Genomic DNA, 22601 nt, shown 5'->3' on the forward strand with positions numbered 1-22601 from the left:
AGGCCGGAAAACTCAGGCCTGTTGCTCACATACCATTAGCACCATGCTCGAAGTTTCGAGATTGACAACCAGATACGGTGCGATCTCAGCGCTTCGAGACGCCGATCTGCGGGTTGGGTCCGGTGAGGTGGTCGGCCTCATCGGGCCCAACGGCGCCGGAAAGACCACGCTTCTGGGGTCGATCGCCGGCCTGCTCTCCCCCGCAGCTGGATCGGTCACCTTCGAGGAGGCCGAAATCACCGGCCACTCGCCGGAAAAGCTGCTGCGCCTGGGCGTGGCGCTGGTGCCCGAGCACCGGCGAATCTTCGGCGATCTCACCGTTGAGGAGAACCTGAAGATCGGCGGAATCACCCAGTCCCGCGAGGAACGGGCCGAATTGCTCGACGAGATGGGCGAGCGGTTCCCGGTGTTGCGAGAGAAGCGGACGGTGGCCGCGGGCTACCTCTCGGGGGGAGAGTCCCAGCAGCTGGCCATCGCCCGAGCGCTCATGTCCAAGCCCCGACTGCTGATGATGGACGAACCCTCGCTCGGGCTGGCACCCGTGCTGGTGGATGTGGTGTTCGAGTTGATCGAGACCCTCCGAAACCAAGGACGAACCCTGCTGGTGGTGGAGCAGAACGCCACCCGCATGCTGGAGGTGGCCGACCGGGCTTACGTCTTGCGATCGGGAGAGATCGTGGCCGAAGGGACGGGAGCTGAGCTGCGCGAGCGCCCCGACCTGTTCGACACCTTCGTCGGAGGCAACGGGCAATGACTGAGTTGCTTCAGAATCTCATCGACGGCCTTGGTCGGGGCAGCATCTACGCACTGCTGGCCCTGGGCGTGGCGGTGATCTTCGGCGTCATGCATCTGCTCAACTTTGCCCATGGCGAATTGATCACCGTCTCGGGCTACGTGGCGTTTTGGACTATCAGCGAGGGCTGGTCGTGGTACTTGGTCACCCCGGTCATCATCGGCACCGCCATCGTCACCTCGCTCGTCATCGAGAGGGTTGCATTCAGCCGGGTCCGAGGCAGTTCCGATTTCACGTTGTTGTTGACGTCTTTCGGCGTCCATTTCGTGGTGTCGGCCATCTTCTTGCTCTACGTGTCCGCGTCGGTCAAGACGTTTTCCGAACCGGGATGGGTGGCCAACACATTCCCAGTCGGCTCGCTGAATATTGAGGTGTACGACGCAGTGGTGATCGGGGTGACGCTGGTAACCCTGTTGGCCACATCCTGGCTCATCCAGCGCACCATGTTCGGCCTGGCCCTGCGGGCGGCGGCGGCCGACTTCGATACCGCCCGGCTCATGGGCGTGCGCTCCGACACGGTGATCCGGGGGGCATTTGCCCTCTCCGGCCTGCTGGCCGGCATTGCCGGCGTGTTTTGGCTCATGCGCTCCGGGCACACCACTCCCACTGTGGGGATCACCCCCATGCTCAAGGGGGTGTTGGCCGCGCTGATCGGAGGCTTGGGAAGCCTGCGGGGCGCAGTATTGGGTGGCATCGTGCTCGGCCTGGCTGAGGTTCTCTTGCGGTCGCGGCTGCCCGATTCGGTGGCCAGCCTCACAGAGGGATTCGTGTTCTTGATGATTGCCCTCTTGTTCATCTTCCGGCCTCAGGGCCTCATCCGAGTAGCCCACGCGGAGCGGGTGTGATGGCCGAACAGCGCGGCCCCAACGCCGCCCACGCGGGAATGTTCCCCAACTTGCGCCGCGACGTGGCCTTCCCCATTGTCGGGGTGGGGCTGCTGTTCGGCGTCTTCGTTGCCGTCGGGCTGTTGTATCAGAGCTCTTTCGGCGGAGCGGGCGAGCGCCTGGTCACCACCGCCATGATCAACGCAATCATCGTGCTGGGCATCCAGATCTATGTCGGGAACACGGGGGTGCTGTCGTTTGGCCATATTGGGTTCGGGGCCATCGCCGGCTATACGTTCGCCATCTTCGCCATCGCGCCAGCCGAAAAGGTCAAGCGCATTCCCGATGCGCCGTTGGGGCTGACCGATGTGGACATGGGTTCTTGGGGCGCAGTGGGCGTCGCCATCGCCGTCACGGTGGTGGTCGCCATCTTCGTAGGCATTGGCCTGGCTCGCTCCGGGGCTGAGTCGGGGGCGGTAGCCGCCACCGTCATCACACTGGCGCTGCTGTTTGTAACCCACGAGGTGGCCCGTCATTGGCCGGAGTTGACCGGTGGAGAGCGCGCCGGTCTGTCGTTCCGCATCGGGGGCAAACTCGACACCCGAGTACCCATCTATTTGGCGCTGGCCGGTTCCCTGGTGCTGGCCCGTCTCTTCGCCCAGAGCCGGCGGGGCCGATTGGCCAAGGCGGGGAGGGAGGACGACTTGGCGGCCCGGGCCATGGGCGTGAACCCCATGGTCCAGCAGATGATTGCGCTGTTGACTTCAGTGGCCGTGGTGTCGGTAGGGGCCAGCTTGAAGGTATATGAGACTGGCTCGCTCCTCCCCGAAGACTTTTTCTTCTTCTTCACGCTGTTGACGCTCACGATGCTCATCGTTGGAGGTCGCAACAGCGTCACCGGCGCGCTGTTCGGCGTGGCGGTGATCACGGTGGGACGGGAGTTGGCCCGCCGAATGGGTCAAGACGGATTCGAAGTGTTCGGGCTCGGGCTCGACAGCGAGCCACTGGACTGGATCTTCCGAGAGAATCTTCAAACCGTGTTCCTTGGCGTCGCCATGCTCGGCTTCATGATCTGGAGGCCAAAGGGCCTGCTCAGCGACTGGGAGTTCGACGACTGGCTCTATCGACGGTTCACTCGGACCCAGAGCGCCCCCCCAGTCCCGCAGGCCACCATGAGCGACGAAAGCGAAGCCCGGCTCGAGGTGAGCGACGTCAGTGTGGTTTTCGGCGGATTCCAAGCGCTCTCCCAGTCAGGCTTTGAAGTGAGCAGCGGTGAGGTGGTGGGCATCATCGGCCCGAATGGGGCGGGCAAGACCACGATGCTCAATGTCATCACCGGGCTCGTTCCCGCCACATCAGGGCAAGTTCGGCTGAACGGCACCGACCTCATCGGCACCCCGTCGCACGAGGTAGCCCGAGCCGGCCTGGTCCGCACCTTCCAGAACCTGCGGCTGTTCGGGTCGCTCACCGTGCGGGAGAACGTGGAGGTGACCCGCCTGGTGGCCATAGCGGAGCATGATGACCGCTCAGCCCCCGAAACCGATGTGCTCGTAGCCGCCGCCGGGTTGTGGGACCACCGGGACCGGCGGGCCAGCGAACTCGACTACGGCAACTCCCGCCGACTGGAGCTGGCCCGGGCCGCGGCCGCCCGGCCCCTGTTCTTGCTGCTCGACGAGCCCACCTCGGGTATGAGCGACACCGAGTCGCTAGCCATGGTCGAGCAGGTGCAGACAATGGCCGCGTTGGTAAGTGCAGGCGTGGTGGTGATCGACCACGACTTGGACTTCATCATCGGGATCTGCGATCGCATCTACTGCCTCGACCGCGGCTCGGTCATCGCCTCAGGCACCCCCGAGGAGATCCAAGCCGACCCCTCGGTGCAGGCCGCCTACCTCGGATCGTCGGCGACATGACCGAGCTGGCCGTCTTCCCCGATCCCTACCAGGGCACCCGCCCGCCAAACCGTCGGCGAGGCGGACTGGCCGACGACGTGGTGCTCTATGTGAGGGAGCAAATCCTCACCGGAGCCCTGAAACCAGGGACAAAGATCGACCAAGAAGCTCTGGCCGCCGCGCTCGACGTCAGCCGGAGCCCGATCCGAGAGGCCCTGGTCATCCTGGGCCAAGAGGGGCTGCTGGACCTGATCCCCCGGCGCGGGGCCGTGGTAGCTGATCTGACTCCTGAAGACATCGTCGACCACTATGAGCTGTTCGGAGTAGTGGCCGGACGAGCGGCAGCCATTGCCGCCGACACCTTGAGCGAAGAAGAGATCGAGCAGCTACGAGCCATCCACGATCGGTTCGTCGACGGCACCAACGACGACCTCTCCGCGCTCAACTGGGCCTTCCACCGGATCATCAACCGCAGCGCCCCCCGTCGGACCCGCTGGCTGCTGCGGCTGCTGGAACGCTCGGTTCCGGCCGACTACTACGAGTTCACCGACGGCTGGGACGCCCAGGCCGTTCAGCACCACGCCGCCATCCTTGAGGCCATCGTCGAACGCAACGCAGAAGAGGCCCGCCGCCGGATGGAGCACCACCTCCACGAATCGGGCATGGCCGCGGTGGACCATCTGGAGCGCCAGGGATTCTGGGAGGACTAGGTGACTGCAAGCCCCGCCGACTTCGAACTGATCCGAACTGAGGTCCGCCGACTCTGCGACAAGTTTGGCAACGAGTACTGGCGCGAGCTGGAGCCCACTGGCTATCCGGAAGAGTTTGTGGCCGAGCTGACCGCTCACGGATGGCTCGGATCGCTGATCCCCGAGCAGTACGGCGGGGGCGGGCTGAGCCTGGCGGGGGCGTCGGTGATCGTGGAGGAGATCTCGGCCAGCGGCGGCAACCCCAGCGCGTGCCACGCCCAGATGTACGTGATGGGCACGCTGCTGCGCCACGGCTCGGAAGAGCAAAAGCAGCGGTACCTCCCTCAAGTGGCCGACGGGCGTAAGCGATTACAGGCCTTCGGGGTCACCGAGCCCACCGCCGGCTCGGAGACCACCGCCATCCGCACCCGGGCCGAGCGCGATGGCGATACCTGGCGCATCAACGGCCAGAAGATCTGGACGTCGCGGGCGCTCTATTCCGATCTGATGATCTTGCTAGCCCGCACCGCCCCGGCCGACGAGGTGGGGAACCGTATGGACGGCCTGTCGGTATTCCTCATCGAGCTGCGAGGCGACGACGGCGAGCTGAAGCCGGGGCTGACCATCAACCCCATCCCCACGATGATGAACCACAACACCACCGAGGTGTTCTTCGACAACGTAGTGGTGCCGGGCGACGCCCTGGTGGGCACCGAGGGGAAGGGCTTCCGGCACATCCTCGACGGCATGAATGCCGAGCGGATTCTCATCGCCGCCGAGTGCATCGGCGACGGTCGCTTCTTCTTGGAACAGGCCAGCGAGTACGCCAAGGGGCGCGAGGTATTCGGGCGGCCCATCGGCATGAACCAGGGGGTGGCCTTTCCGCTGGCCCGGGCCTACACCAACCTCCAAGCCGCCGACCTCATGCGGTGGAAGGCGGCCAACATGTTCGATGCCGGCGAACCGTGCGGGGCCGAGGCCAACATGGCCAAGCTGCTGGCGTCGGAGGCCTCTTGGGAGGCGGGCAATGCCGCGCTCAATACCCATGGCGGGTTCGGGTTCGCAGTGGAGTACGACATCGAGCGCAAGTTCCGCGAGACCCGGCTGTACCAAGTGGCCCCGATCAACAACAACCTGGTGCTGGCCTTCGTAGCCCAGAAGTGCCTCGGGCTGCCCAAGAGCTACTGACATGCGCGCCGTCGTCCTAGAAGCTCGGAAGTCTCCTCTGGTGGTGGTTGACGACTACCCCGAGCCCGCTGCGACCAGCGGTGAGACCATAGAGGTCATCGCCTGCGGGCTGTGCCACTCCGACCTGCACGTGGTGGACGGAGAGTTCCCGAGCCCGCTGCCCATCGTTTTGGGCCACGAGGTCACCGGATTCCATTCCGATCTGGGGCCGGTGATGGTGTACGCCCCCTGGGGATGCGGAAAGTGCCGGGAGTGCGCCGACGGCAACGAGATGATCTGCGCCGACGCGACCGAGGCCGGCCTGGTGGTCGACGGCGGCTACGCCGAGCGCATGGCCATCGCCGACCGGGCGTACCTGTACCCGCTGGGCGACCTCGACCCGGTGGCCAGCGCGCCGCTGGCTTGCGGGGGCCTCACCGGCTATCGGGCGGTGCAACAAACTCTGGACACGCTGCGCCGTCCCGGTCGGAAACGCCGGGTGCTGGTCATCGGTGCCGGCGGAATCGGCCAGTTCGCGCTGCGCTACCTCAAACTGCTGTCCGACGCCGAGGTGCTTGTCCTCGACCGGGCCGCCGATAAGCGGGCCGCGGCGCTGGCTATGGGCGCCGACGAGGCGCTTGACGCCGACGACGAACTGCCGCTCTGCGATGCGGTGATCGATTTCGTGGGCGGCGACGCCACCCTGGCCACGGCGGCCGGCGCGGTGGCCAGGCAGGGCTTGGTGGTGGCGGTCGGCCTCTATGGCGGCCGCATCCCGTTCGGCGTTGGAGCCGTCCCCCATGAAGCTCGATTCATGTCCAGCATCTGGGGCACCCGGCCGCAGCTGGGCGAGCTCCTCGACCTGGCCCGCCGGGAACCGTCGATCGTCGCCCCGGTGGAGACCATGCCCTTCACCGATGCTCAGCAGGCCCACGACCGCTTGCGCGCCGGCGACGTCGAAGGTCGCCTGGTGCTCCTGATCAACCAAGCCCATGCCAATTAGCCCGTCAGCGAGGTATTCGAATCATGGCTGAGCCCTCCAGCATCGACGACTTCCGCACTGCCTGTGAGCAGGCGGAAGTCCACACCGTCGAGGTGGCCACACCCGACACCCTGGGCCATATCCGGGGCAAGCGGGTACCGGTGGAGCGGTTCTTCTCGACCACCATCGACGGCGGCCTCAACATTGCCGATGCCATTTTCGCGTTCGACATGCAGAACGACCTGCCCGACCACCCCTACATCAACATGGAGTCGGGCTTTCTCGACTGCCATCTTGTCCCCGACGTCTCCACCGCCCGCATCTTCTCCCATCGTCCGGGTTATGCCCTGCTGTTCGCCGACACCTTCGATCCCCACGGCGAGCCCCACCCCGCCGCCCCCCGCAACGTGCTGGCCGACCAGATCGAACGATGCCGCCAAGCTGGGTTGGATCCGGTGGTGGCCACCGAACTGGAGTTCTACATCTGTGCCCCCGACTGGACGCCGGTGCAGAACCACATCCAGTACTCCTCGCTCACTGACGCCCTAGAGCTGGAGGACTGCGTGCGGGACATGCGCCACGGCTTGCTGGGGGCCGGCCTGGAGTTGGAGTCGTCCAACCCCGAGTACGGCCCAGGGCAGATGGAGATCAACATCGGCCACTCCGATGCCATGACCTGCGCCGACAACACCGTGCTGCTCAAGAGCATCGTCAAGCAGGTGGCCGTCCAGCACGGCATGCGGGCCACCTTCATGCCCAAGCTGTGGACCGAGCCGTCGGGATCGGGCATGCACATCCACACCAGCCTGTCTGGGGGCGGGGCCAATGCCTTCGCCGACTCAAACGGCCTGCCCAACCAGCTCATGGGGCACTGGATCGCCGGGCTCTTCGAGCACGCCGAGGCCATGACGCTGCTGGGCGCCCCGACCATCAACGGCCCCAAGCGCATCCGCCCCTACACGTTCGTGCCCACCCACGTGCACTGGGGTCTCGACAATCGCTCGGTGCTGTGCCGATGCATCTGCGAAGCCGGATCGCAGGCCAACCGGGTGGAGTTCCGCTCGGCGGGGGCCGACGCCAACCCCTACCTGATGATCGCCGCCATTTTGGCCGCCGGCCTCGACGGGATCGAGCGGGCGCTGCCCCTGCCGCCCATGAGCGAGGGCGACATGTACGCCGACCCCGGCGACTCGAAGCCGCTGCCCGCCGATCTGGCCGGGGCAATCGCCGCCTATCGAGACAGCCCGCTGGCCGAGATGCTGGGGAAGGTCTTCTCGGAGGGCTTCCTGACCCTGGCCGACCACGAGCTGGCGATGGCCCCAGAGAACTCGCCCCATCCCGACGAGGTGAACAACTGGGAGCGAGCCCGATATGCGGAGCACTGCTGACATGGCTCCTTCTGCTGTGGTCGACACGCCGAACGTCACCGATCCCAGCCTCTATCTCGAAGGGATCCCCCACGACCGCTTCACCCAGCTGCGGGCCATCCCCGGCCTGGCCTGGCATCCCTACGAGGACGGGGGGTTTTGGGCCGTCACCCGCCACGCAGAGGTGCGCCATGTGTCCCGGAACCCCGAGCTGTTCTCGTCGGCCATCGGCCACACCAACCTGTGGGACTTGGAGGCCGACGCACTGGAGGCCCGGCGATCGCTCATCGACACCGACGCCCCCGACCACACCCGGCTCCGGCGCCTGGTAGCCGGCGCCTTCACCCCCAAGAACATCCGCCGGTGGGAGGAGACGGTGCGCGCCATCACCGGCGAGTTGCTTGACGAATTCGTTGCCCAGGGAGGCGGCGACTGGGTGGACATGGTGGCTGCACCGCTGCCCATCCAGGTGATCTTGACCATGCTCGGCGTTCCCACCGACGACGCCGACTACTTGGTGGAGCTGTCCAATTACCTGGTGGAGGGCACCGGCGACGCCCAGTCGATCCCCCCCGATGCATTCGGAAACACCACCGAGTTGCGCTTGCTGCCGTTCAACAGCCCGGCCAGCCATGCGCTGTTCGAGTACGGCGAGGGCATGCGCCAGCAGCGCCAGAACGATCTCCGAGATGATTTGGTCTCGCACTTGGTGCAGGCCGAATCCGACGTCGAGCGGATGTCGCGAAACGAGTACCGCAACATGTTCCACCTGCTGGTATTCGCCGGGAACGAGACCACCCGCACTGCCATCAGCCATGGGGGGATGGTGCTGGCCGCCAACCCCGACGAGTGGCAGCGGGTGCTCGACGATCCGTCGATGATCGAGTCGGCCACCGAGGAGATCCTGCGATGGGCCACCCCGGTGATGCACATGAGGCGCACGGCCACCACCGATACCGAGCTGGCCGGCACCCCCATCGCCGGGGGCGAAAAGGTGGTGATGTGGTACGCCTCGGCCAACCACGACGAAGCCGTGTTCGAGGACGCATTTCGATTTGATGTTGGCCGATTCAAAGCGGGCCGGGCCAACAGCGATCATTTCGCTTTCGGGGGCGGCGGACCCCATCTGTGCCTAGGGGCATTTCTGGCTCGGTTGGAGGTGACCGTGCTGCTGGAGGAGATGGCCAAGCGTTCGATCTGCCTGGAACAGACCAGCGAGCCAGTGCGAGCCCGATCAAATTTCGTCCACGGTGTGCTCTCGGTGGGCATGAGGCCAGCCGGGGGGAGCAACTGATGGCCGACGACGAAATGGTGCGGGTGGCGGTAGACCAGGAGCTGTGCATCGGCGGCGGCATATGCGAAATGCTCGAACCCGAGGTGTTTGAACTCGACGACGACATCGTCATCTCGTCGGTCGTCGGCGATGGCCTGCTGCCTAGAGACCGAGCTGCCGTAGCGGTAGACCGCTGCCCCGGCCAGGCCATCTCCATAGTGGAAAGGAATTCTTGATGGAGATCTACGACAACTGGATCGACGGGGGGTTCGCTCCCCCGCCCAACGGCCGGCGTATGGCCACGGCCAACCCGTTCACCGGTGAGCCTTGGGCCGAGGTGGCCGACGATCCGGCCGCAGTGGACGACGCCGTCCGGGCCGCTCGGCGGGCGTTCACCGACGGGCCCTGGGCCACCATGGCCGCCTCCGAGCGAGCCCGGCTGATGCGCCGCCTGGGCGAGCTGCTGAGCCGCGACGCTGAGCTCCTGGGCACCGTTGAGACCCGGGACAACGGCAAGATCATCCGCGAGACATCGGCGCAGGCCAAAGGCTTGCAGAGCTACTACGACTTCTTCGCCGGGATGACCGACAAGATCGGCGGGGAGCAGCTGCCCAGCCCGTCGCCCAACTTCTTGGTGTACACCGAGCGCGAGCCCATCGGCGTGGTGGGCGCCATCATCCCGTGGAACTCGCCATTGGCCCTATTGACCTGGAAGCTGGCCCCCCTGTTGGCCACCGGATGCACCGCGGTCATCAAGCCTTCCGACTTGACCCCGGTCACCGCCCTGATGCTGGCCGAGCGATCCGCTGAAGCCGGGTTTCCCCCCGGCGTCATCAACGTGGTGACCGGCGGGGCCGAGGTGGGCGCGGCCATCACCTCCCATCCCGACATCGACAAGATCACCTTCACCGGCGGCGGGGCCACCGCCAAGCACGTGGCCCGGGCCGCCGCCGACAACCTGACGCCCACGGTGCTGGAGCTGGGCGGCAAGTCGCCCCAGATCATCTTCTCCGACGCCGACCCGGAGACGGTGACCAACGGGCTCTTGGCCGGGATCTTCGCCGCCAGCGGACAGACCTGCATTGCCGGATCGAGGGCCTACATTCACCGAGACATCGCCAACGAGGTGGTCGGCCGGGTAGTGGCCCGAGCCAATGAGCTGGTGCTAGGCGATCCCTCCGACCCGGCCACGGAGATGGGACCGTCCGCGTCCGACGCCCAGCGCGACCGAATTCTCGCCATGATCAACCAAGCCCGCTCAGAGGGAGCAACCATTGCCGCCGGCGGTGTGGTCGACCCCGACCTCGGCGGGCGGTTCGTGCGCCCCACCGTGATCACCGGCGTTTCCAACCAGTCCACCATCGTCCGGGAGGAGGTGTTCGGCCCCGTGCTGGCGGTGCTCGACTTCGAAGACGAGGACGAGGTGGTGAAGCTGGCCAACGACAGTGACTACGGACTGGCCGCCGGCATCTGGACCAACGACATCCGCCGAGCCCACCGAGTGTCGAGAGCGCTACGGGTGGGCACGGTGTGGATCAACACCTACCGCAACGTGAGCTACATGGCCCCCTTCGGCGGCTTCAAACAATCAGGCTACGGCCGAGACAACGGCCTCGAAGCCCTAGACGGCTTCCTCCAAACCAAAACCGTCTGGATAGAACTAACCGGCGCCACCCGCGACCCCTTCGTCATCGGTTGACCCTACCCCGAAGCGTTCGTCGTTACTACCCGCAGCAAGCGGGCCAGTTCGTGCTTCTCGGCAATGCTGAGGCCCCCGCTCATTTTGCCTTCGAATTCGTTGAACTGGGGAAACAGCTGCTCGATCGTCCGAAGTCCGGCCGGGGTGAGGGCCACGGTGACGCGGCGGCGGTCCGACTGCATACGGGTGCGCTCCACCCGGCCCTGCTTCTCCAGGGTGGTAACCATCCCGGTCAGCGTGCCCTTGGCCAGGTCGCACTCGGAGGCCAGTTGAGCGGCTTCCATCTCTCCCCACACCCACAGCACCCACAAGATGGTGAAGCCGCCCCACGACAAACCGGCCTCGGCCAGCACCTCGCGCTCCGCCCGGCGCCGCACCGCCGCCGCAGCCCGATAAATGTTCGAGATGGCCTGCATCGAGTCGAAGTCGAGGGGCTCGTCGCCCAGCCGAGCCTGAATGTCGACCTCGGCATCGAGGAGGCGTTCGGTGGGAGTGGAGTCGGCTGGCATGGGATCTCTAGGTAGATTGCCAGACGCGTCTGACCTCCTTCGCATCCACACTGCGGGTGTGGATGATTGTGCGCTGTGATACTTTCGATTTGTGAGATCGCTGGGGGAGGTCGCACAGTTCGTTAGTTCTGTGTCTACGGTCGCGGCCTCAGCAATGCGAGCGGAGGATCGCATTGACGTAATCGTGGATGAAATCCACTCTGTTCTGCCCTTTGTTGGAATGTGCATCACCGCTACTCCGAACTCTGACGGGCACAGCGAAGTTGTGTGCAGCCGGGGATACACCGACAAAATGACTCGCCGCCTCAGCAGCAAGGCCTTCTTTCAAGAGTGGAGCAGCCTTAAACCAGAAGCTCGGGGAACCCGTTTGACTGAGACCTGGGATCTCGACCCACTTCCCGACACTGTTAAGGATTACGTAGTGCCGGCAGGTTTCGGCGGCGGTGTCTCAATTCCCCTCCCCGGAGGCGCTGAAGGGTTTGGAGGTATGCATTTTTCGACTGAGTCGGCACAGGACATCACCGACATGGATCACTATGGCCTGTGCCTGATCAGCCCGACCATCAACAATCTTGTTGGAGCTATTCCGTTCGAGAGCACTCCCGGAGTGCTCAGTGCCCGAGAGTGCGAAGTTCTAGAACTCATCTCGCTGGGAAAGTCGAACGCGCAAATTGCGACCGAGCTGTATATCGCTTCGAGCACGGTGGCTACCCACGTCGAGCACATTCTCACCAAATTGGGGGCCGAGAACCGAGCGCATGCTTCTGCTCTGGGAATCCGGCTCGGTTTGATTCCCGGTCTATTTGCCAGAGCTCCTTAGAGACGAACGTTCAGAACCCCCCGTTCTGGCCATATCAGCCCCCCATATCGGCATACCTCGTCATTCAGGTAGGTCTCTGCCCAAATAGGCGTTGTGGAGAACACTCGGATCGTCCCGTAGGGCTTCTGTTCTCTCGATCAGGGCTATTTTGCCGCGCACAAGGACCACTGCTACGTCAGCGATATCCATAGCCACAGACGCGAATTGCTCCACAAGCAGGATGGCGCTTCCCGCTTCGGCCGCTTCCTTGACAACACCGATAAGTCGTTTCACCACCCGCGGGGCGAGGCCGAGGGAGATCTCGTCGATCAAGATGCACGACGGTTGGGAGATCAGCGCTTGTGCGAGCACAAGCATCTGCTGTTCTCCGCCCGACAGGTCTTTCGCCAACAAGCGTGCTCTGTCTCGCAGCTCGGGAAAGATCTCGAATGCCCTTTCGACGTCATTGGCCGTTACCCGAAGATTCTCCTCAACGGAGAGGTCGGCAAAAATCGATCGACCCTGTCGCACATGGCGGAGCCCCATGAGGCTGCGGTGCCTCCTCGATTTCTTGGTGATATCGGTGCCTTGGAGCAAGACAGAGCCCCGAGAAGGTTTGATGACCCCGGACACTGCCTCCAGCATGGTTGTCTTTCCCGAGCCGTTGGGCCCCACAATCGCGACAACTTGAGAGGGTCGAACATCAAGGCTTGCTCCCCTGACGACCGGAACCCCGTGGCGCTGGACGACGAGATCGCGAACAACGAGGATCGGGGTCTCTGCCGGGTTCATTTCAGGTCCTCTTCGACACCCAGGTAGCTGGCGATCACCACCGGATCGGCGAGCGCCTGCGCAGTCGGCCCGACAAAGATCATCTTTCCCTGGTCGAGAACGGTCACGACTTCACAGACTTGACGGACGAGAAGCAGGTCATGCGCAACCAGCAGGATGGCGATGCCCCACTCTCGGGCCACCCGGGTCAACGCCGTACCCAGCTGACTCGATTCTGCATCGGTGAGGCCCGCCGCGGGTTCGTCCACCAGTGCGACCGAGGGCGACGAGCTAAGCGCCGCAACCAGCTCCAGCCGACGACGCTCTGCGGAATCGAGATGCGCGACAGGCGTCTCGGGCCTCGGGACGGAGAAGAGGGCGAGCAGCCATTCCTGCTGCGCGGCTGAGGTTCGGTCACGGGAGGCTGTGGAAAGGTATTCCCCCACCAAGAGGTTCGCAGGCGTCCGTTCGCGCTGGAAGGTTCGCGACAGCCCGACCCGGGCGCGCCGGTGTACGGCAAGGCCGTCCAGGCTGTCGGATCCCAGCCGCATGGTTCCGCCCGCCGCTGGCACATATCCCGTGACTGCATCAATGAGTGTCGACTTCCCTGCCCCATTGGGTCCGATGACCCCGGCAACCTGGCCGGCTTCCACGACGACTGACACGTTGTCGACTGCTCGAACTGACCCATAGTCCACGGCCAGCTCTCGGACGACCAACGAAGATCGGCGGACATTAGGCGGTGGGCACTCTTCCGCCTCGACTAAGCGCCCTACCTGCTTTCGCCGCATTCGCTTGAATCTGCCTGCAAGTTTCATCCACTGACTAGCTAGGCCGTCGCCCCCTTGGCTCAATACCTGCGCAGCACCGACAGCGAAAATCATCGGGCCGAAGTCCTGCGACCACCCAAGCAGCCGGAGCAGTTCGGGAAACCATGCCGACAGCACACCGGCCACCGCCGCGCCAAGTACGTTCCCCGCGCCGGCCATGACAGCCAGCGCGAAGACGACAAGAGAGTCAACCGGTTCCAGCTGGCGGGCAGACACTCGCCCAATCTGGAGGGCGAGAAGGCCACCGGCAATGCCAGCGATAAAGGCACTGGTCGCAAAAGCGGTGAGTTTGGTGACAACGACAGAACGACCCGCGGCGGCAGTCGCTCGCTCGGACTGCCCCACCATGGCCCAAGTCGTGCCAATTGTCCTACGGCGAAGAAGGCGCAGACCAAGCTCCAGGAGAACAGCGACGCAAAGCGTGAACCACAGAAATCGAACCTCAGAGATCGCGATTCCGGGTCTATGAACGGCGAAGTTTTCACGAGCGCCCGGAAAGCCCCGGTTGAACAATGCAACCTGGATTGCGGCTGCCAGCCCAAGCGTCGCCACTGCGAGGTTTACCCCCCTCAGCCGAAGCGCTGGGACGCCTACGACAACTCCTACTGGGACCGCCGCGACCCCGCCCAATAGCAATGCTGCTTCCACCGGCACCTGCGAATGCAGTGCTATCCAACCGACTGCCCACCCCCCCACCCCCGCGAAGCTCACCTGGCAAAGCGAGACCATCCGCGTGTCCGAATACAGAAAGCCAACAGATCGGGCGATGATCGCCGTGATAATCGCGCTGGTTGTCAGAAAAACCCGGAAATCACTCAGGGTCGACACGGCAACGCCAACCGCCAGAGCGATGCCCGCGAATCGAGCGTCAGCGAGCGTCATCCCAGGTCTCCGCACGGCGCTGCCACAGAAGCAGCACCAATATGAAGATGATGGGTATGGTTCCGCGGAAGCGGCTGAAGCTGGAGAACCGCGCCGAATACGCCTCCAAGAAAGCAACGACGAAACCGGTCATCAGCGTCGGCCACACCCGCTCAAAGCGACCAGCCAGGGCGGCGGCCAGCCCAGGCATGAGCATGAACACCAGCGGGGCGAAGGCGGCTGGCCGGCCCGGTCCTACCAGGATCGCTCCGAGGGCGGACAGGCTGCCGGATGCCCCCCAGACCACCGTGGTAAGGGCGGCGACTGGCACGCCGTTCAGCTCGGCTGTGACGGAGTCCTGCGCCATTGCCCTGAGGCGGACCCCAACTCGAGTGCGGCTCAGAAGCAGGCTGGCTGCCGTTGCGACGACCAAAGTGACGACGACGGCCATCATCGTGTCGTAGGTGATCCGCACGCCAGCGACTTCTGTGTAGCGCCCCGGAAGGAACGGGCGGGATGCTCGAGGGCTGTCGCCGAAGATCCGGAAGCCTGCGGCGAGCAAGCCCAACAGGAGGGCGATGGTGACCGCGCTGCGGGTCAGCGGCTCATGGTCTCGGAACCAGATGGCAAATGCAGAGCCAATCAGCCCGCCGATAATGGCACCCATAGCCAGGCCGACGATTGCCGCCTGGGCGATGGGAACACCATCTTCTACTAACACCAGCATTGAGAACGCGCTGAGCGCACCGACCGCGGTGGTAGCGAAGTTGAGCGTGCCCGCCATCCGATAGGTGAGCACTACGCACACCCCGAACAGGGCGTAGGTTGCGCCGGAGTTGAGCGAGGTGGCCAGGGCGCGGATCATGGGGGCCTGTCGCCCGCATTACGGGACGATGATCCACTCCGGTGTCTTGACGGTCCACGAGCCATCGACGAGTTCAACGAACTTGGCGGCCCGGTTGGAACCATGGGCATCGCCTTCACCGAACGCATAGGGCGTTCCGGTGAGACCGGTGTCGACGGGCTCGAAGCCGATCAGGGCTGCTGCTACTGACTCCCGGGTGATTTCACCCTCGATCCCCTCCAGGACGCTTACCATAATTGAAGCCGCCAGATAGCCGCCTTGGGCGAATGACGTCTGCGGTACACCAGCCTCGTCCATGAGATCGCGCCAGTCGCGCAGCACTGCGCTGTCGAAGTCAGTGAACGGCTCGAACTCTGAAGCCAGGATCAGTCCGTTGCCGGTGGCCCCTAGCTGCTCGGCGACGGCTGTTGTATACCCGGAAGTGAGTCCGATTATCTGCACATCGAGACCTTGAGCCTCTTTGATCTGCATCATGGCGACGTAGTGGAAATCGTTGGCCTGAACAACTGCGGCATCGCATCCGTTGCTCTCCAACTCGAGCATGAACGGCGTCAGATCACCGTCGAATATGAGCGTCGTATCGCTATAGGCAAGCTCTTTGCCAGTGGTCGCTGTCCATTCTGCAACCGCGGCGTTGTACGCCGGCTCGAAGCCGGGAACATCGAAAGCGCCAAAGCAAACGTTCTCAGCACCGAGGCTCTCGCTCGCATAGAACAGGGCAACGGTGTCGGAGAAGAAGGGACCGGTGTTGACCGGCGAGATGTTCGAGGTGGCGAAACAGACCGGATCAATGCCCGTTCCTTGAATCGAGTACAGCCCGACTTCGGCGTAGAACTGCGCATTCACCGCGCATTCGAGGACGCTGGCCGAACCTGCCATTGCCACCACTCCAATCTCATCAGCCAATCGGCGCGCCCCTTGCGCGGCAAGGGCGGGATCAAATCCGTCATCCTCGACGGAGTACTCGATCAACCGTCCGCCGATTCCTCCAGAAGCGTTGACCCGGTCGAAAACAGCCTGAGCAGCGGAATGAGACTCGGGGAAAGAGGCCGGCCCCGAGAGCGTGGAGATCGCTCCGAGCTTGATGGGCTCAGTGTTCGCAGGCTCGCGTGCCACATCGCTCCCCGAATCCTGGGTTGGCTCTTGGGCAGGCGCTGGTTCCTCCTGTGGAGTTGACTGGGGGACCGGGGCCGAATCGTCTTGTGAAGGTGCCGCGGTTGCTGGGGCTGCCTCTTCCGGCGATTCGCTGCTGGACAACGAACTGTCGTCTCCGCACCCGAAAGCGACAATGGCAACCAAAGCCAGTGTCGCGATCACTCTCATCATGCATTTGGTTGTGATGTTCATGTGGTTCCTCCGTTGTGGTTTGTTTCCGCGTTTCTGGCACCCGTTGGATTTGTCAGGCATCGGGAAGGGCACCAAATGCGACTCGGCCGTCTATGGCTGTCGCAGCGATCGGTATCTCAGCGATCTCTCGCGGATCCGTGTCGATAATGCGCCCGTCGAGGATGCAGTAGTCAGCGACCTTTCCCGGCTGAAGCGTGCCTTTCCATTCCTCAGCCCTGTCCTGCCAAGCTCCATTCACGGTAAAAGTCCGGATGGCTTCAAGGGCTGTAATTCGCTCCTCTGGGCCGTGTACAACTCCCGTGGCCTTTGATTCGCGAAGGACCGCAGATGCCACTCCTTGGCGCCAGCTGGGATAGGTGATGGGCGCGTCCGAGCTCGATGTCACTAGCACGCCCGCATCTAGCGCGGAGCGCATCGGCCACTGGTAGTCGCCCCTCTCTTTGCCGAGCATCTGGCGCATCAAGTCAGCGATGGTCCATTTGATGGCCGGCTGCATGCTGGCGCCGAAGCTGTGCTGGGCTAGCAAGCTCAGCGCTCCGGGGCTGGCAAGATCTGCGTGGATGAGATAGTGGCGTGGGTCGGGTCGGGGATAGCTGTTCTGGGCCTTGACCAGAGAATGGATTATTGCGTCGATGGCTCGATCCCCTGTCACGTGAACGCCGATTTGGTGGCCTGCCCGGTGAGCGAGGTCGACCATGGCGTCGAGGTCCGATAGCCGCTGCTCGTCGTTCTCCCCATCAATTGTCAGACAGCCGCAGCCGCCGCCCGTGTACTGCTGGCTAAGCCAAGCAGTCTTGTTTGGAGGTACTCCATCGGCGAATAGCTTGATGCCGGCGATGCGAAACCACCCCTCTTTGTCGGGTGGCGGCACAAACGTGTGGAGGTGCTCTTCGACGTTTCGCAGACTGGAGGTCGTTACCGGACTGAACGCAAGCAGCACTGTCGTCCGAAGGGCGAAGTCCTCGGGCCCGGCTCGAGCCGCCAGCCGCTGAAGAATTCGCTCGCCAGCGGCGCCCCCCTCGAATGAATTGCCCCCTGGGCCGAGCGCCGCATCGGTCACCGAGGTGATTCCCTCAGCGTGCATGATGGCCTGAGCAGTGTCCAGTGCCTGGTCCAATTGGAAATCCGTCAAGTGCGGCATGATCTCGGCAACCAGTGAGGTCGCAGACTCCCGGAGGATTCCTGTTGGGTGCCCGCTGCTATCCCTAACGATCACACCGTCGCTTGGATCCGGGGTTTTTTCGTCGATTCCCGCCATCTTCAGCGCCAAGCTGTTCACCCACAACTGGTGCCCGGAGAAGTCGCGTAGTGCGACGGGAAAATCAGGGCTGATTGAATCGAGATCCTCTCGATTCGGTAGGTGCTGCTCGTCGGCGTCATCGAGATATCCGACATCCCATCCGATACCCCTTACCCAACCATTGGCCCGAGGCGCGGTCCGAACGGCATCCGCGATCTCTGATTTTGAACAAACCGCGGGAAATCCAACATCGACCGAAAGTGGCGGACGGACCGCGCCAAGAAAGCCCAAGTGCACGTGAGAGTCGTTTATCCCCGGGACGACAGTGCGCCCGCCCAGTTCCACGACCTGGGTCTGAGCCCCGACCAGAGAGGAGACATAGTCGTTACTGCCGACGGCACAGATACGGTTTCTGCGAACTGCCATGGCTTCGACCACGACATCACCGCAAGCGGTAACGACTTGGCCCTGCCGAAGAACTAGGTCGGGCGCCCTGCCGAGGGGGTGCACATTTCGAGTCAACCAAATTCAAAATGCTCTGCCTATCGGCAGATCTGCCGATTTTTTTGGTGAATTCGACCTTCTAGGCACTCAGCCGCTACCGGTAGATTTCCAATTGTGACTGAATATCGCCGCATCCTCCTTGAGGGTTACCCGTGCCATGTCGAACGCGTTGGTGATCGGCTGGTTTCCGCCGACGGCCGGTCGGTGGCCATCGACGAAGCCGTCCATCTGGCACCGGTGTCGCCCACCAAGATCATCTGCATCCATCTGAACTACCGCAGCCGGGTTGAGGAGTTCATGACCAAGCTGCCCCCGGCGCCCACCTACTTTCACAAGCCCATCACCGCGCTAACCGGGCATAAGAGCGACGTGGTGCGCCCTGAGGGATGCCAGTGGCTGAACTACGAGGGCGAGATCGCCATTGTGATCGGCAAGACCTGCCGCAACGTGTCGCCTACCGAGGCGAGGGACTATATCGCCGGCTACAGCGTGGCCAACGACTACGGCCTCCACGACTTCCGGGATACCGATGCGGGGTCGATGCTCCGGGTGAAGGGCAGCGACACCTTGTGCCCGGTAGGCCCTGGCCTGGTCACCGGGTGGGACTTCCGGGGCAAGCGCATCCAGACCATCGTGAACGGCGAAGTGAAGCAAGACGCCACCACCGACGAGATGGAATGGGACATGCACTACATCGTGGCCGACATCGCCCGCACCATCACGCTGGTGCCCGGCGACATCCTGCTGTCGGGAACTCCCGCCTACTCCCGGCCGGTGGTGCCCGGCGACGTGGTCACGGTGGAGGTCGAGGGCTTGGGGGCATTGACCAACACCATCGTGTCCGGCCCCACTCCCATTCGAGACGATGTGGGCGCACAACCGTCCGACTCCGAGGAAGTGCAGTCCACCGCCAAGGGCGGGGATTGGGAATTCCGGGGCATCCGCGCCCCCCGAGGTCCCGGTGCCCAGCACTACGAGTCCACCGTCGAGGAGGAATAACTCCGTGACCCGCCAGGATGTCGGCGGCGTTTCGGTACCGACCGACCATCTGATCGGGGGCTCGTGGGTCTCCTCACCTCAGCGGTTCGAGACTCGGTCGCCGATGGGCTGGGAGCACCTGGCCGATATCGCCCGAGGCGATGAGGCAACCGCCGCCGCCGCGGTGGACGCCGCCGTCGAAGGTTTCCAGGCGTGGGGTGCCTTCAGCGTCGAAGAGCGGGCCGACGTGCTGCATCGTCTAGCCGACCTGATTGAGGCCCACAACGACGACATTGCCCTGGTCGAGACCCAGGACATGGGCTTTCTCTATGAGTCGATGAAGCAGCGGCTGGTGGCCCGGGGCGCGCTCAACTTCCGCACCTATGCCGACCTGATCACCGAGCACGAGAACCGCACCTGGGATGCCAAGAGCATGCGCAACCAAGTGCAGCGCATGCCCGCTGGGGCGGCGGTGGTTATCACCCCTTGGAATGCGCCCTTCATGCTCAGCACCTGGAAGCTGGCCCCCGCATTGGCTGCGGGCAACAGCGTCATCCACAAACCAGCCGAGTGGTCGCCGCTGTCGGCCGCTCTGCTGGCCGAGCTCACCCTGGAGGCTGGCTTCCCGCCCGGCGCCTACAACCTCGTCCAGGGCATCGGCGAGGAAGTGGGCGCCGCGCTGGTAGCCGACCCCCGAGTGCGGCGCATCACGTTTACCGGATCGCCCGAGACCGCCCGCCATATCGGACGAGCAGCGGCGGCCAACATCGTCCCGTTCACCGCGGAGCTGGGTGGCAAAGGCCCGTTCATAGTGTTCGCCGACGCCGACCTAGACGCCGCCGCCCACCGGGCCGCCTGGCAGTTCGATGATTCCGGGCAGGTGTGCCTGGCCGGCACCCGGCTGCTAGTGGACGCTGAGGTCCGAGACGAGTTCCTCGAGCGATTCCATCATCACGCCGATGCACTGGTGCTGGGCGATCCCCGTGATCCGGCCACCGACATCGCGCCGCTGGCCCACCCCGATCACCGTCACCGGGTCCACGGATTTGTGGAGCGGGCCCGCGCCGCGGGTGACGCCATCGTGCGGGGCGGCCAACCGATTGAAGGCAGCCTCCACTTCGAGCCGACGCTCATCGAACCGGCATCCAACCAAAGCGAGGTAGTGCAGCAGGAGATCTTCGGCCCGGTGCTCACCCTCCAAACCTTCGCCGACGAGGCCGAGGCCATCGCCCTGGCCAACAGCACCGACTATGGCCTCTCCGCTCAGATCTGGACATCCTCCCAGGCCCGGGCCGAGCGGGTGGGCACAGCCGTGCGGGCTGGCTTGGTGTGGGTCAACACCTTCTTGGTGCGCGACCTCACCGCCCCGTTCGGCGGCTGCGGCATCTCTGGCATAGGCCGGGAAGGAGGCGACTACGCCCTCGACTTCCACAGCGATCTCAAGACCCTGATGATCCTCGACGACTCAACCGAGTGATTGCTGAGTAATCCCCGCTACATCGAGCGGGAGGGGTCCATGGGAGCGGAAGCGGCTTTGGCCATGGAGTCTTGCTGGAAGGTGGCCACTAACTGGCCTTCGGCGGTGAACACCTCGCCTTGGCCGTAGACCCGGCCGTTGGCCGCCTTGGTGGCCGACATCTGTATGAGCAGCCACTGCGACACGTCTAGGCGATCCAAGAAGTGGAGGGTGTGAGCAATCACGCCGGTGGACAGGGTGCGGTGGGCGTCCTCAATTCGAATGGTGTCTCGATGGGGGCGCATGGCCAACCCGATGATGTTGCCGCAGGTGGCCCATCCGGCGATGCCCTGGTTGGCCGCCTGCGATTCCACCCCCGGCTCGAAGCGGTGCCAGGCCCGCTCCACCGGCACGCCGTCGATCTCCGGTTCGCCGGGCACCGGCCGCCACTCGGCGCCGGGGAAGATGAAGGCGAATCCGGGATCCAACCCGTCGGGACCGGGCACATCGGGCATGGCCGGCTCGTGGCGCATCAAGTCGTCGTCCACTGTGCTCATCAAGATCAGCGCCCGGCTGAGCAGCTTGCCCCCCTGGGTGGCGGTGACCGCATCGCTGGCCCAGGTGCGCCCGGCCTGCATGGAGTCCACGTCCACCTCGATGGGCAGGGTGTAGGTGCCAGCCCTGGCGAAGATGGCGTGCACGGAGCGGATGTCCTTGGCGCTGCCCGCTTCCCGATCCGATGCCATCATCATCTGGGCCATGAGCTGGCCGCTGAACACCACATCGCGCCCCTCGGCCGACTCCGCCGGCTGGAAGACGTGGTAGCGACGCTCACCGACTTCGGTGAGCTCCAAGATGTCAGGCAATTCGCCGCCCATTAGAAGAGCGGGCTCACTCGTCCATCCCGAACATGGCCGGGTCGAAGTCCATCATGCCGGCCATGACCTTCACGAACGGGTCGTCCCAGGCGTCCACCAGCGAGGCGTTGGTGTGGCCCTGGTCCACCAGCAGGTTGATCCCGTTGATGCCGCTGGCCGCGTCGCTGCTCAAGAACAGCAGAGTGTCGCCCATCTGCTCGGGAACCAAGGTGGGCACATCGGCGGCCTCCCGATAGCTGGCCCCGAATCCGAGCCATAGGTCGGCGTTGGCCCGGGCCAAGGGGGTGTCGGTGGGTCCGGGCATGATGGAGTTGATGCGGATGCCCCTTTGCAGGAAAGGGAACGCCTGGGCGGCCACATACCCGTTGATGGCCTGCTTGGAGAACATGTAGCTGTCGGTGCCCTCGTTCTCGTCGATCCACGCCGCAGCGGTGTCCCAGTCGGGGGTGGACAGAAAGTCCTGCACCTGCTCCAGGTTGCTCATCCAGCCCAACCCGGCCGCTGAGGAGATAAAGCTCACCGAGCCGCCCCGGCCCAGCTTGCCGCCCTTGATCAGCGCTTCGATGAGATGGCGCTGGGAGGTGAAGTTGATCAGCATGAGATTGCCGGTGCCGTCGGCCACGCCCGCACAGGCCAGCACGGTATGCACCGGGGCTTCGATGGCCTCGATGGCCGCGTCCACGCTGGCCTGATCGCCCAGGTTGACGTTGATGTACTGCCCGCACTCATAGGTCACGTCGGCGATGTCCAGCACAATGGTGTGTCCACCCAGCGCAGCTGCCTTCTGAGCCGCCGCCGCCCCCATCCCGGTGGCACCGCCCACCACCAGCACCCGCTTGCCCTCGTAGCTGACCAGATCTGCCATAGCCTCTCCCCT

General features: G+C 64.2%; 21 protein-coding genes. 13 read left to right on the forward strand and 8 right to left on the reverse strand.

Going from position 1 to position 22601, the window contains the following annotated elements; all coding sequences use genetic code 11:
- The first annotated feature begins 61 nt into the window (after positions 1 to 61).
- The 10 genes from ACOGJC_RS08030 to ACOGJC_RS08075 are packed head-to-tail and all read left to right on the forward strand — an operon-like array spanning position 62 to position 10686.
- Entirely contained in the window at positions 62 to 754 is a 693-nt protein-coding gene (locus ACOGJC_RS08030) for an ABC transporter ATP-binding protein (RefSeq protein ID WP_419847979.1), read from the forward strand.
- Complete coding sequence (locus ACOGJC_RS08035) at positions 751 to 1638, forward strand: branched-chain amino acid ABC transporter permease (RefSeq protein WP_419847980.1); 888 nt, start codon at positions 751 to 753, stop codon at positions 1636 to 1638. Before ACOGJC_RS08030 ends, ACOGJC_RS08035 begins: the two co-directional genes overlap by 4 nt.
- Positions 1638 to 3530: an ATP-binding cassette domain-containing protein gene (locus tag ACOGJC_RS08040; protein ID WP_419847981.1), complete on the forward strand. Its 1893-nt coding sequence runs from the start codon at positions 1638 to 1640 to the stop codon at positions 3528 to 3530. Before ACOGJC_RS08035 ends, ACOGJC_RS08040 begins: the two co-directional genes overlap by 1 nt.
- The gene (locus ACOGJC_RS08045) at positions 3527 to 4219 is read left to right on the forward strand and encodes a GntR family transcriptional regulator (RefSeq protein WP_419847982.1); all 693 of its coding nucleotides are present in this window, start codon (positions 3527 to 3529) and stop codon (positions 4217 to 4219) included. Before ACOGJC_RS08040 ends, ACOGJC_RS08045 begins: the two co-directional genes overlap by 4 nt.
- Positions 4220 to 5386: an acyl-CoA dehydrogenase family protein gene (locus ACOGJC_RS08050; RefSeq protein ID WP_419847983.1), complete on the forward strand. Its 1167-nt coding sequence runs from the start codon at positions 4220 to 4222 to the stop codon at positions 5384 to 5386.
- 1 nt (position 5387) lies between these two features.
- Complete coding sequence (locus tag ACOGJC_RS08055) at positions 5388 to 6368, forward strand: alcohol dehydrogenase catalytic domain-containing protein (RefSeq protein ID WP_419847984.1); 981 nt, start codon at positions 5388 to 5390, stop codon at positions 6366 to 6368.
- A 23-nt stretch (positions 6369 to 6391) separates the two neighbouring features.
- Positions 6392 to 7735: a glutamine synthetase family protein gene (locus tag ACOGJC_RS08060; RefSeq protein WP_419847985.1), complete on the forward strand. Its 1344-nt coding sequence runs from the start codon at positions 6392 to 6394 to the stop codon at positions 7733 to 7735.
- A gap of 1 nt (position 7736) precedes the next feature.
- Positions 7737 to 9008 carry a cytochrome P450 gene (locus ACOGJC_RS08065; RefSeq protein ID WP_419847986.1) on the forward strand — a complete coding sequence of 424 codons (1272 nt, stop codon included), beginning with the start codon at positions 7737 to 7739 and terminating at the stop codon, positions 9006 to 9008.
- Positions 9008 to 9223: a ferredoxin gene (locus tag ACOGJC_RS08070; RefSeq protein WP_419847987.1), complete on the forward strand. Its 216-nt coding sequence runs from the start codon at positions 9008 to 9010 to the stop codon at positions 9221 to 9223. The genes ACOGJC_RS08065 and ACOGJC_RS08070 overlap by 1 nt, the downstream gene beginning before the upstream one ends.
- On the forward strand, positions 9223 to 10686 hold the full coding sequence (locus tag ACOGJC_RS08075) for an aldehyde dehydrogenase (RefSeq protein WP_419847988.1): 1464 nt from the start codon (positions 9223 to 9225) through the stop codon (positions 10684 to 10686). Before ACOGJC_RS08070 ends, ACOGJC_RS08075 begins: the two co-directional genes overlap by 1 nt.
- A gap of 2 nt (positions 10687 to 10688) precedes the next feature.
- Here the strand turns inward: ACOGJC_RS08075 and ACOGJC_RS08080 are convergent, their stop codons facing one another.
- Complete coding sequence (locus ACOGJC_RS08080; RefSeq protein WP_419847989.1) at positions 10689 to 11195, reverse strand: MarR family winged helix-turn-helix transcriptional regulator; 507 nt, start codon at positions 11193 to 11195, stop codon at positions 10689 to 10691.
- A gap of 184 nt (positions 11196 to 11379) precedes the next feature.
- Here ACOGJC_RS08080 and ACOGJC_RS08085 point away from each other — a divergent pair, with 184 nt between their 5' ends.
- Positions 11380 to 12015 (forward strand): response regulator transcription factor, encoded by a 636-nt coding sequence (locus ACOGJC_RS08085; protein WP_419847990.1) that lies wholly within the window; start codon positions 11380 to 11382, stop codon positions 12013 to 12015.
- 60 nt (positions 12016 to 12075) lie between these two features.
- Here ACOGJC_RS08085 and ACOGJC_RS08090 read toward each other — a convergent pair whose 3' ends face one another.
- Genes ACOGJC_RS08090 through ACOGJC_RS08110 form a run of 5 tightly spaced genes read right to left on the reverse strand, consistent with a single transcriptional unit; the run spans position 12076 to position 18334 of the window.
- Positions 12076 to 12786, reverse strand: a complete 711-nt coding sequence (locus ACOGJC_RS08090) for an ABC transporter ATP-binding protein (protein WP_419847991.1) — start codon at positions 12784 to 12786, stop codon at positions 12076 to 12078.
- A complete protein-coding gene (locus ACOGJC_RS08095) occupies positions 12783 to 14477 on the reverse strand; it encodes an ABC transporter permease subunit (RefSeq protein ID WP_419847992.1) in 1695 nt (564 codons plus the stop codon). The genes ACOGJC_RS08090 and ACOGJC_RS08095 overlap by 4 nt, the downstream gene beginning before the upstream one ends.
- A complete protein-coding gene (locus ACOGJC_RS08100; RefSeq protein WP_419847993.1) occupies positions 14464 to 15321 on the reverse strand; it encodes a branched-chain amino acid ABC transporter permease in 858 nt (285 codons plus the stop codon). The genes ACOGJC_RS08095 and ACOGJC_RS08100 overlap by 14 nt, the downstream gene beginning before the upstream one ends.
- 18 nt (positions 15322 to 15339) lie before the next feature.
- Complete coding sequence (locus tag ACOGJC_RS08105) at positions 15340 to 16668, reverse strand: ABC transporter substrate-binding protein (protein WP_419847994.1); 1329 nt, start codon at positions 16666 to 16668, stop codon at positions 15340 to 15342.
- A 52-nt stretch (positions 16669 to 16720) separates the two neighbouring features.
- Positions 16721 to 18334 carry an amidohydrolase gene (locus ACOGJC_RS08110; protein ID WP_419847995.1) on the reverse strand — a complete coding sequence of 538 codons (1614 nt, stop codon included), beginning with the start codon at positions 18332 to 18334 and terminating at the stop codon, positions 16721 to 16723.
- Positions 18335 to 18526: 192 nt separating this feature from the next.
- On the opposite strand from ACOGJC_RS08110, the gene ACOGJC_RS08115 reads away from it, so the two are divergent.
- Complete coding sequence (locus ACOGJC_RS08115; RefSeq protein ID WP_419847996.1) at positions 18527 to 19411, forward strand: fumarylacetoacetate hydrolase family protein; 885 nt, start codon at positions 18527 to 18529, stop codon at positions 19409 to 19411.
- A 4-nt stretch (positions 19412 to 19415) separates the two neighbouring features.
- Positions 19416 to 20867 (forward strand): aldehyde dehydrogenase family protein, encoded by a 1452-nt coding sequence (locus ACOGJC_RS08120; RefSeq protein WP_419847997.1) that lies wholly within the window; start codon positions 19416 to 19418, stop codon positions 20865 to 20867.
- 17 nt (positions 20868 to 20884) lie between these two features.
- Here ACOGJC_RS08120 and ACOGJC_RS08125 read toward each other — a convergent pair whose 3' ends face one another.
- Positions 20885 to 21724 (reverse strand): acyl-CoA thioesterase, encoded by an 840-nt coding sequence (locus tag ACOGJC_RS08125; protein WP_419847998.1) that lies wholly within the window; start codon positions 21722 to 21724, stop codon positions 20885 to 20887.
- Between the two features lie 13 nt (positions 21725 to 21737).
- Positions 21738 to 22589, reverse strand: a complete 852-nt coding sequence (locus tag ACOGJC_RS08130; protein ID WP_419847999.1) for an SDR family oxidoreductase — start codon at positions 22587 to 22589, stop codon at positions 21738 to 21740.
- Between the last annotated feature and the right edge of the window lie 12 nt (positions 22590 to 22601).

It is taken from the genome of Candidatus Poriferisocius sp., assembly GCF_965204015.1.
Taxonomy (GTDB): domain Bacteria; phylum Actinomycetota; class Acidimicrobiia; order Acidimicrobiales; family Bin134; genus Poriferisocius.

What these genes read in the sequence shown, in the direction of transcription:
- ACOGJC_RS08110 (WP_419847995.1), bottom strand. Translation starts at nt 18,334, where the DNA reads ATGGCAGTTCGCAGAAACCGTATCTGTGCCGTCGGCAGTAACGACTAT.
- ACOGJC_RS08065 (WP_419847986.1), top strand. Translation starts at nt 7,737, where the DNA reads ATGGCTCCTTCTGCTGTGGTCGACACGCCGAACGTCACCGATCCCAGC.
- ACOGJC_RS08070 (WP_419847987.1), top strand. Translation starts at nt 9,008, where the DNA reads ATGGCCGACGACGAAATGGTGCGGGTGGCGGTAGACCAGGAGCTGTGC.
- ACOGJC_RS08100 (WP_419847993.1), bottom strand. Translation starts at nt 15,321, where the DNA reads ATGATCCGCGCCCTGGCCACCTCGCTCAACTCCGGCGCAACCTACGCC.
- ACOGJC_RS08055 (WP_419847984.1), top strand. Translation starts at nt 5,388, where the DNA reads ATGCGCGCCGTCGTCCTAGAAGCTCGGAAGTCTCCTCTGGTGGTGGTT.
- ACOGJC_RS08045 (WP_419847982.1), top strand. Translation starts at nt 3,527, where the DNA reads ATGACCGAGCTGGCCGTCTTCCCCGATCCCTACCAGGGCACCCGCCCG.
- ACOGJC_RS08060 (WP_419847985.1), top strand. Translation starts at nt 6,392, where the DNA reads ATGGCTGAGCCCTCCAGCATCGACGACTTCCGCACTGCCTGTGAGCAG.
- ACOGJC_RS08130 (WP_419847999.1), bottom strand. Translation starts at nt 22,589, where the DNA reads ATGGCAGATCTGGTCAGCTACGAGGGCAAGCGGGTGCTGGTGGTGGGC.
- ACOGJC_RS08125 (WP_419847998.1), bottom strand. Translation starts at nt 21,724, where the DNA reads ATGGGCGGCGAATTGCCTGACATCTTGGAGCTCACCGAAGTCGGTGAG.
- ACOGJC_RS08095 (WP_419847992.1), bottom strand. Translation starts at nt 14,477, where the DNA reads ATGACGCTCGCTGACGCTCGATTCGCGGGCATCGCTCTGGCGGTTGGC.
- ACOGJC_RS08035 (WP_419847980.1), top strand. Translation starts at nt 751, where the DNA reads ATGACTGAGTTGCTTCAGAATCTCATCGACGGCCTTGGTCGGGGCAGC.
- ACOGJC_RS08075 (WP_419847988.1), top strand. Translation starts at nt 9,223, where the DNA reads ATGGAGATCTACGACAACTGGATCGACGGGGGGTTCGCTCCCCCGCCC.
- ACOGJC_RS08080 (WP_419847989.1), bottom strand. Translation starts at nt 11,195, where the DNA reads ATGCCAGCCGACTCCACTCCCACCGAACGCCTCCTCGATGCCGAGGTC.
- ACOGJC_RS08105 (WP_419847994.1), bottom strand. Translation starts at nt 16,668, where the DNA reads ATGAACATCACAACCAAATGCATGATGAGAGTGATCGCGACACTGGCT.
- ACOGJC_RS08040 (WP_419847981.1), top strand. Translation starts at nt 1,638, where the DNA reads ATGGCCGAACAGCGCGGCCCCAACGCCGCCCACGCGGGAATGTTCCCC.
- ACOGJC_RS08090 (WP_419847991.1), bottom strand. Translation starts at nt 12,786, where the DNA reads ATGAACCCGGCAGAGACCCCGATCCTCGTTGTTCGCGATCTCGTCGTC.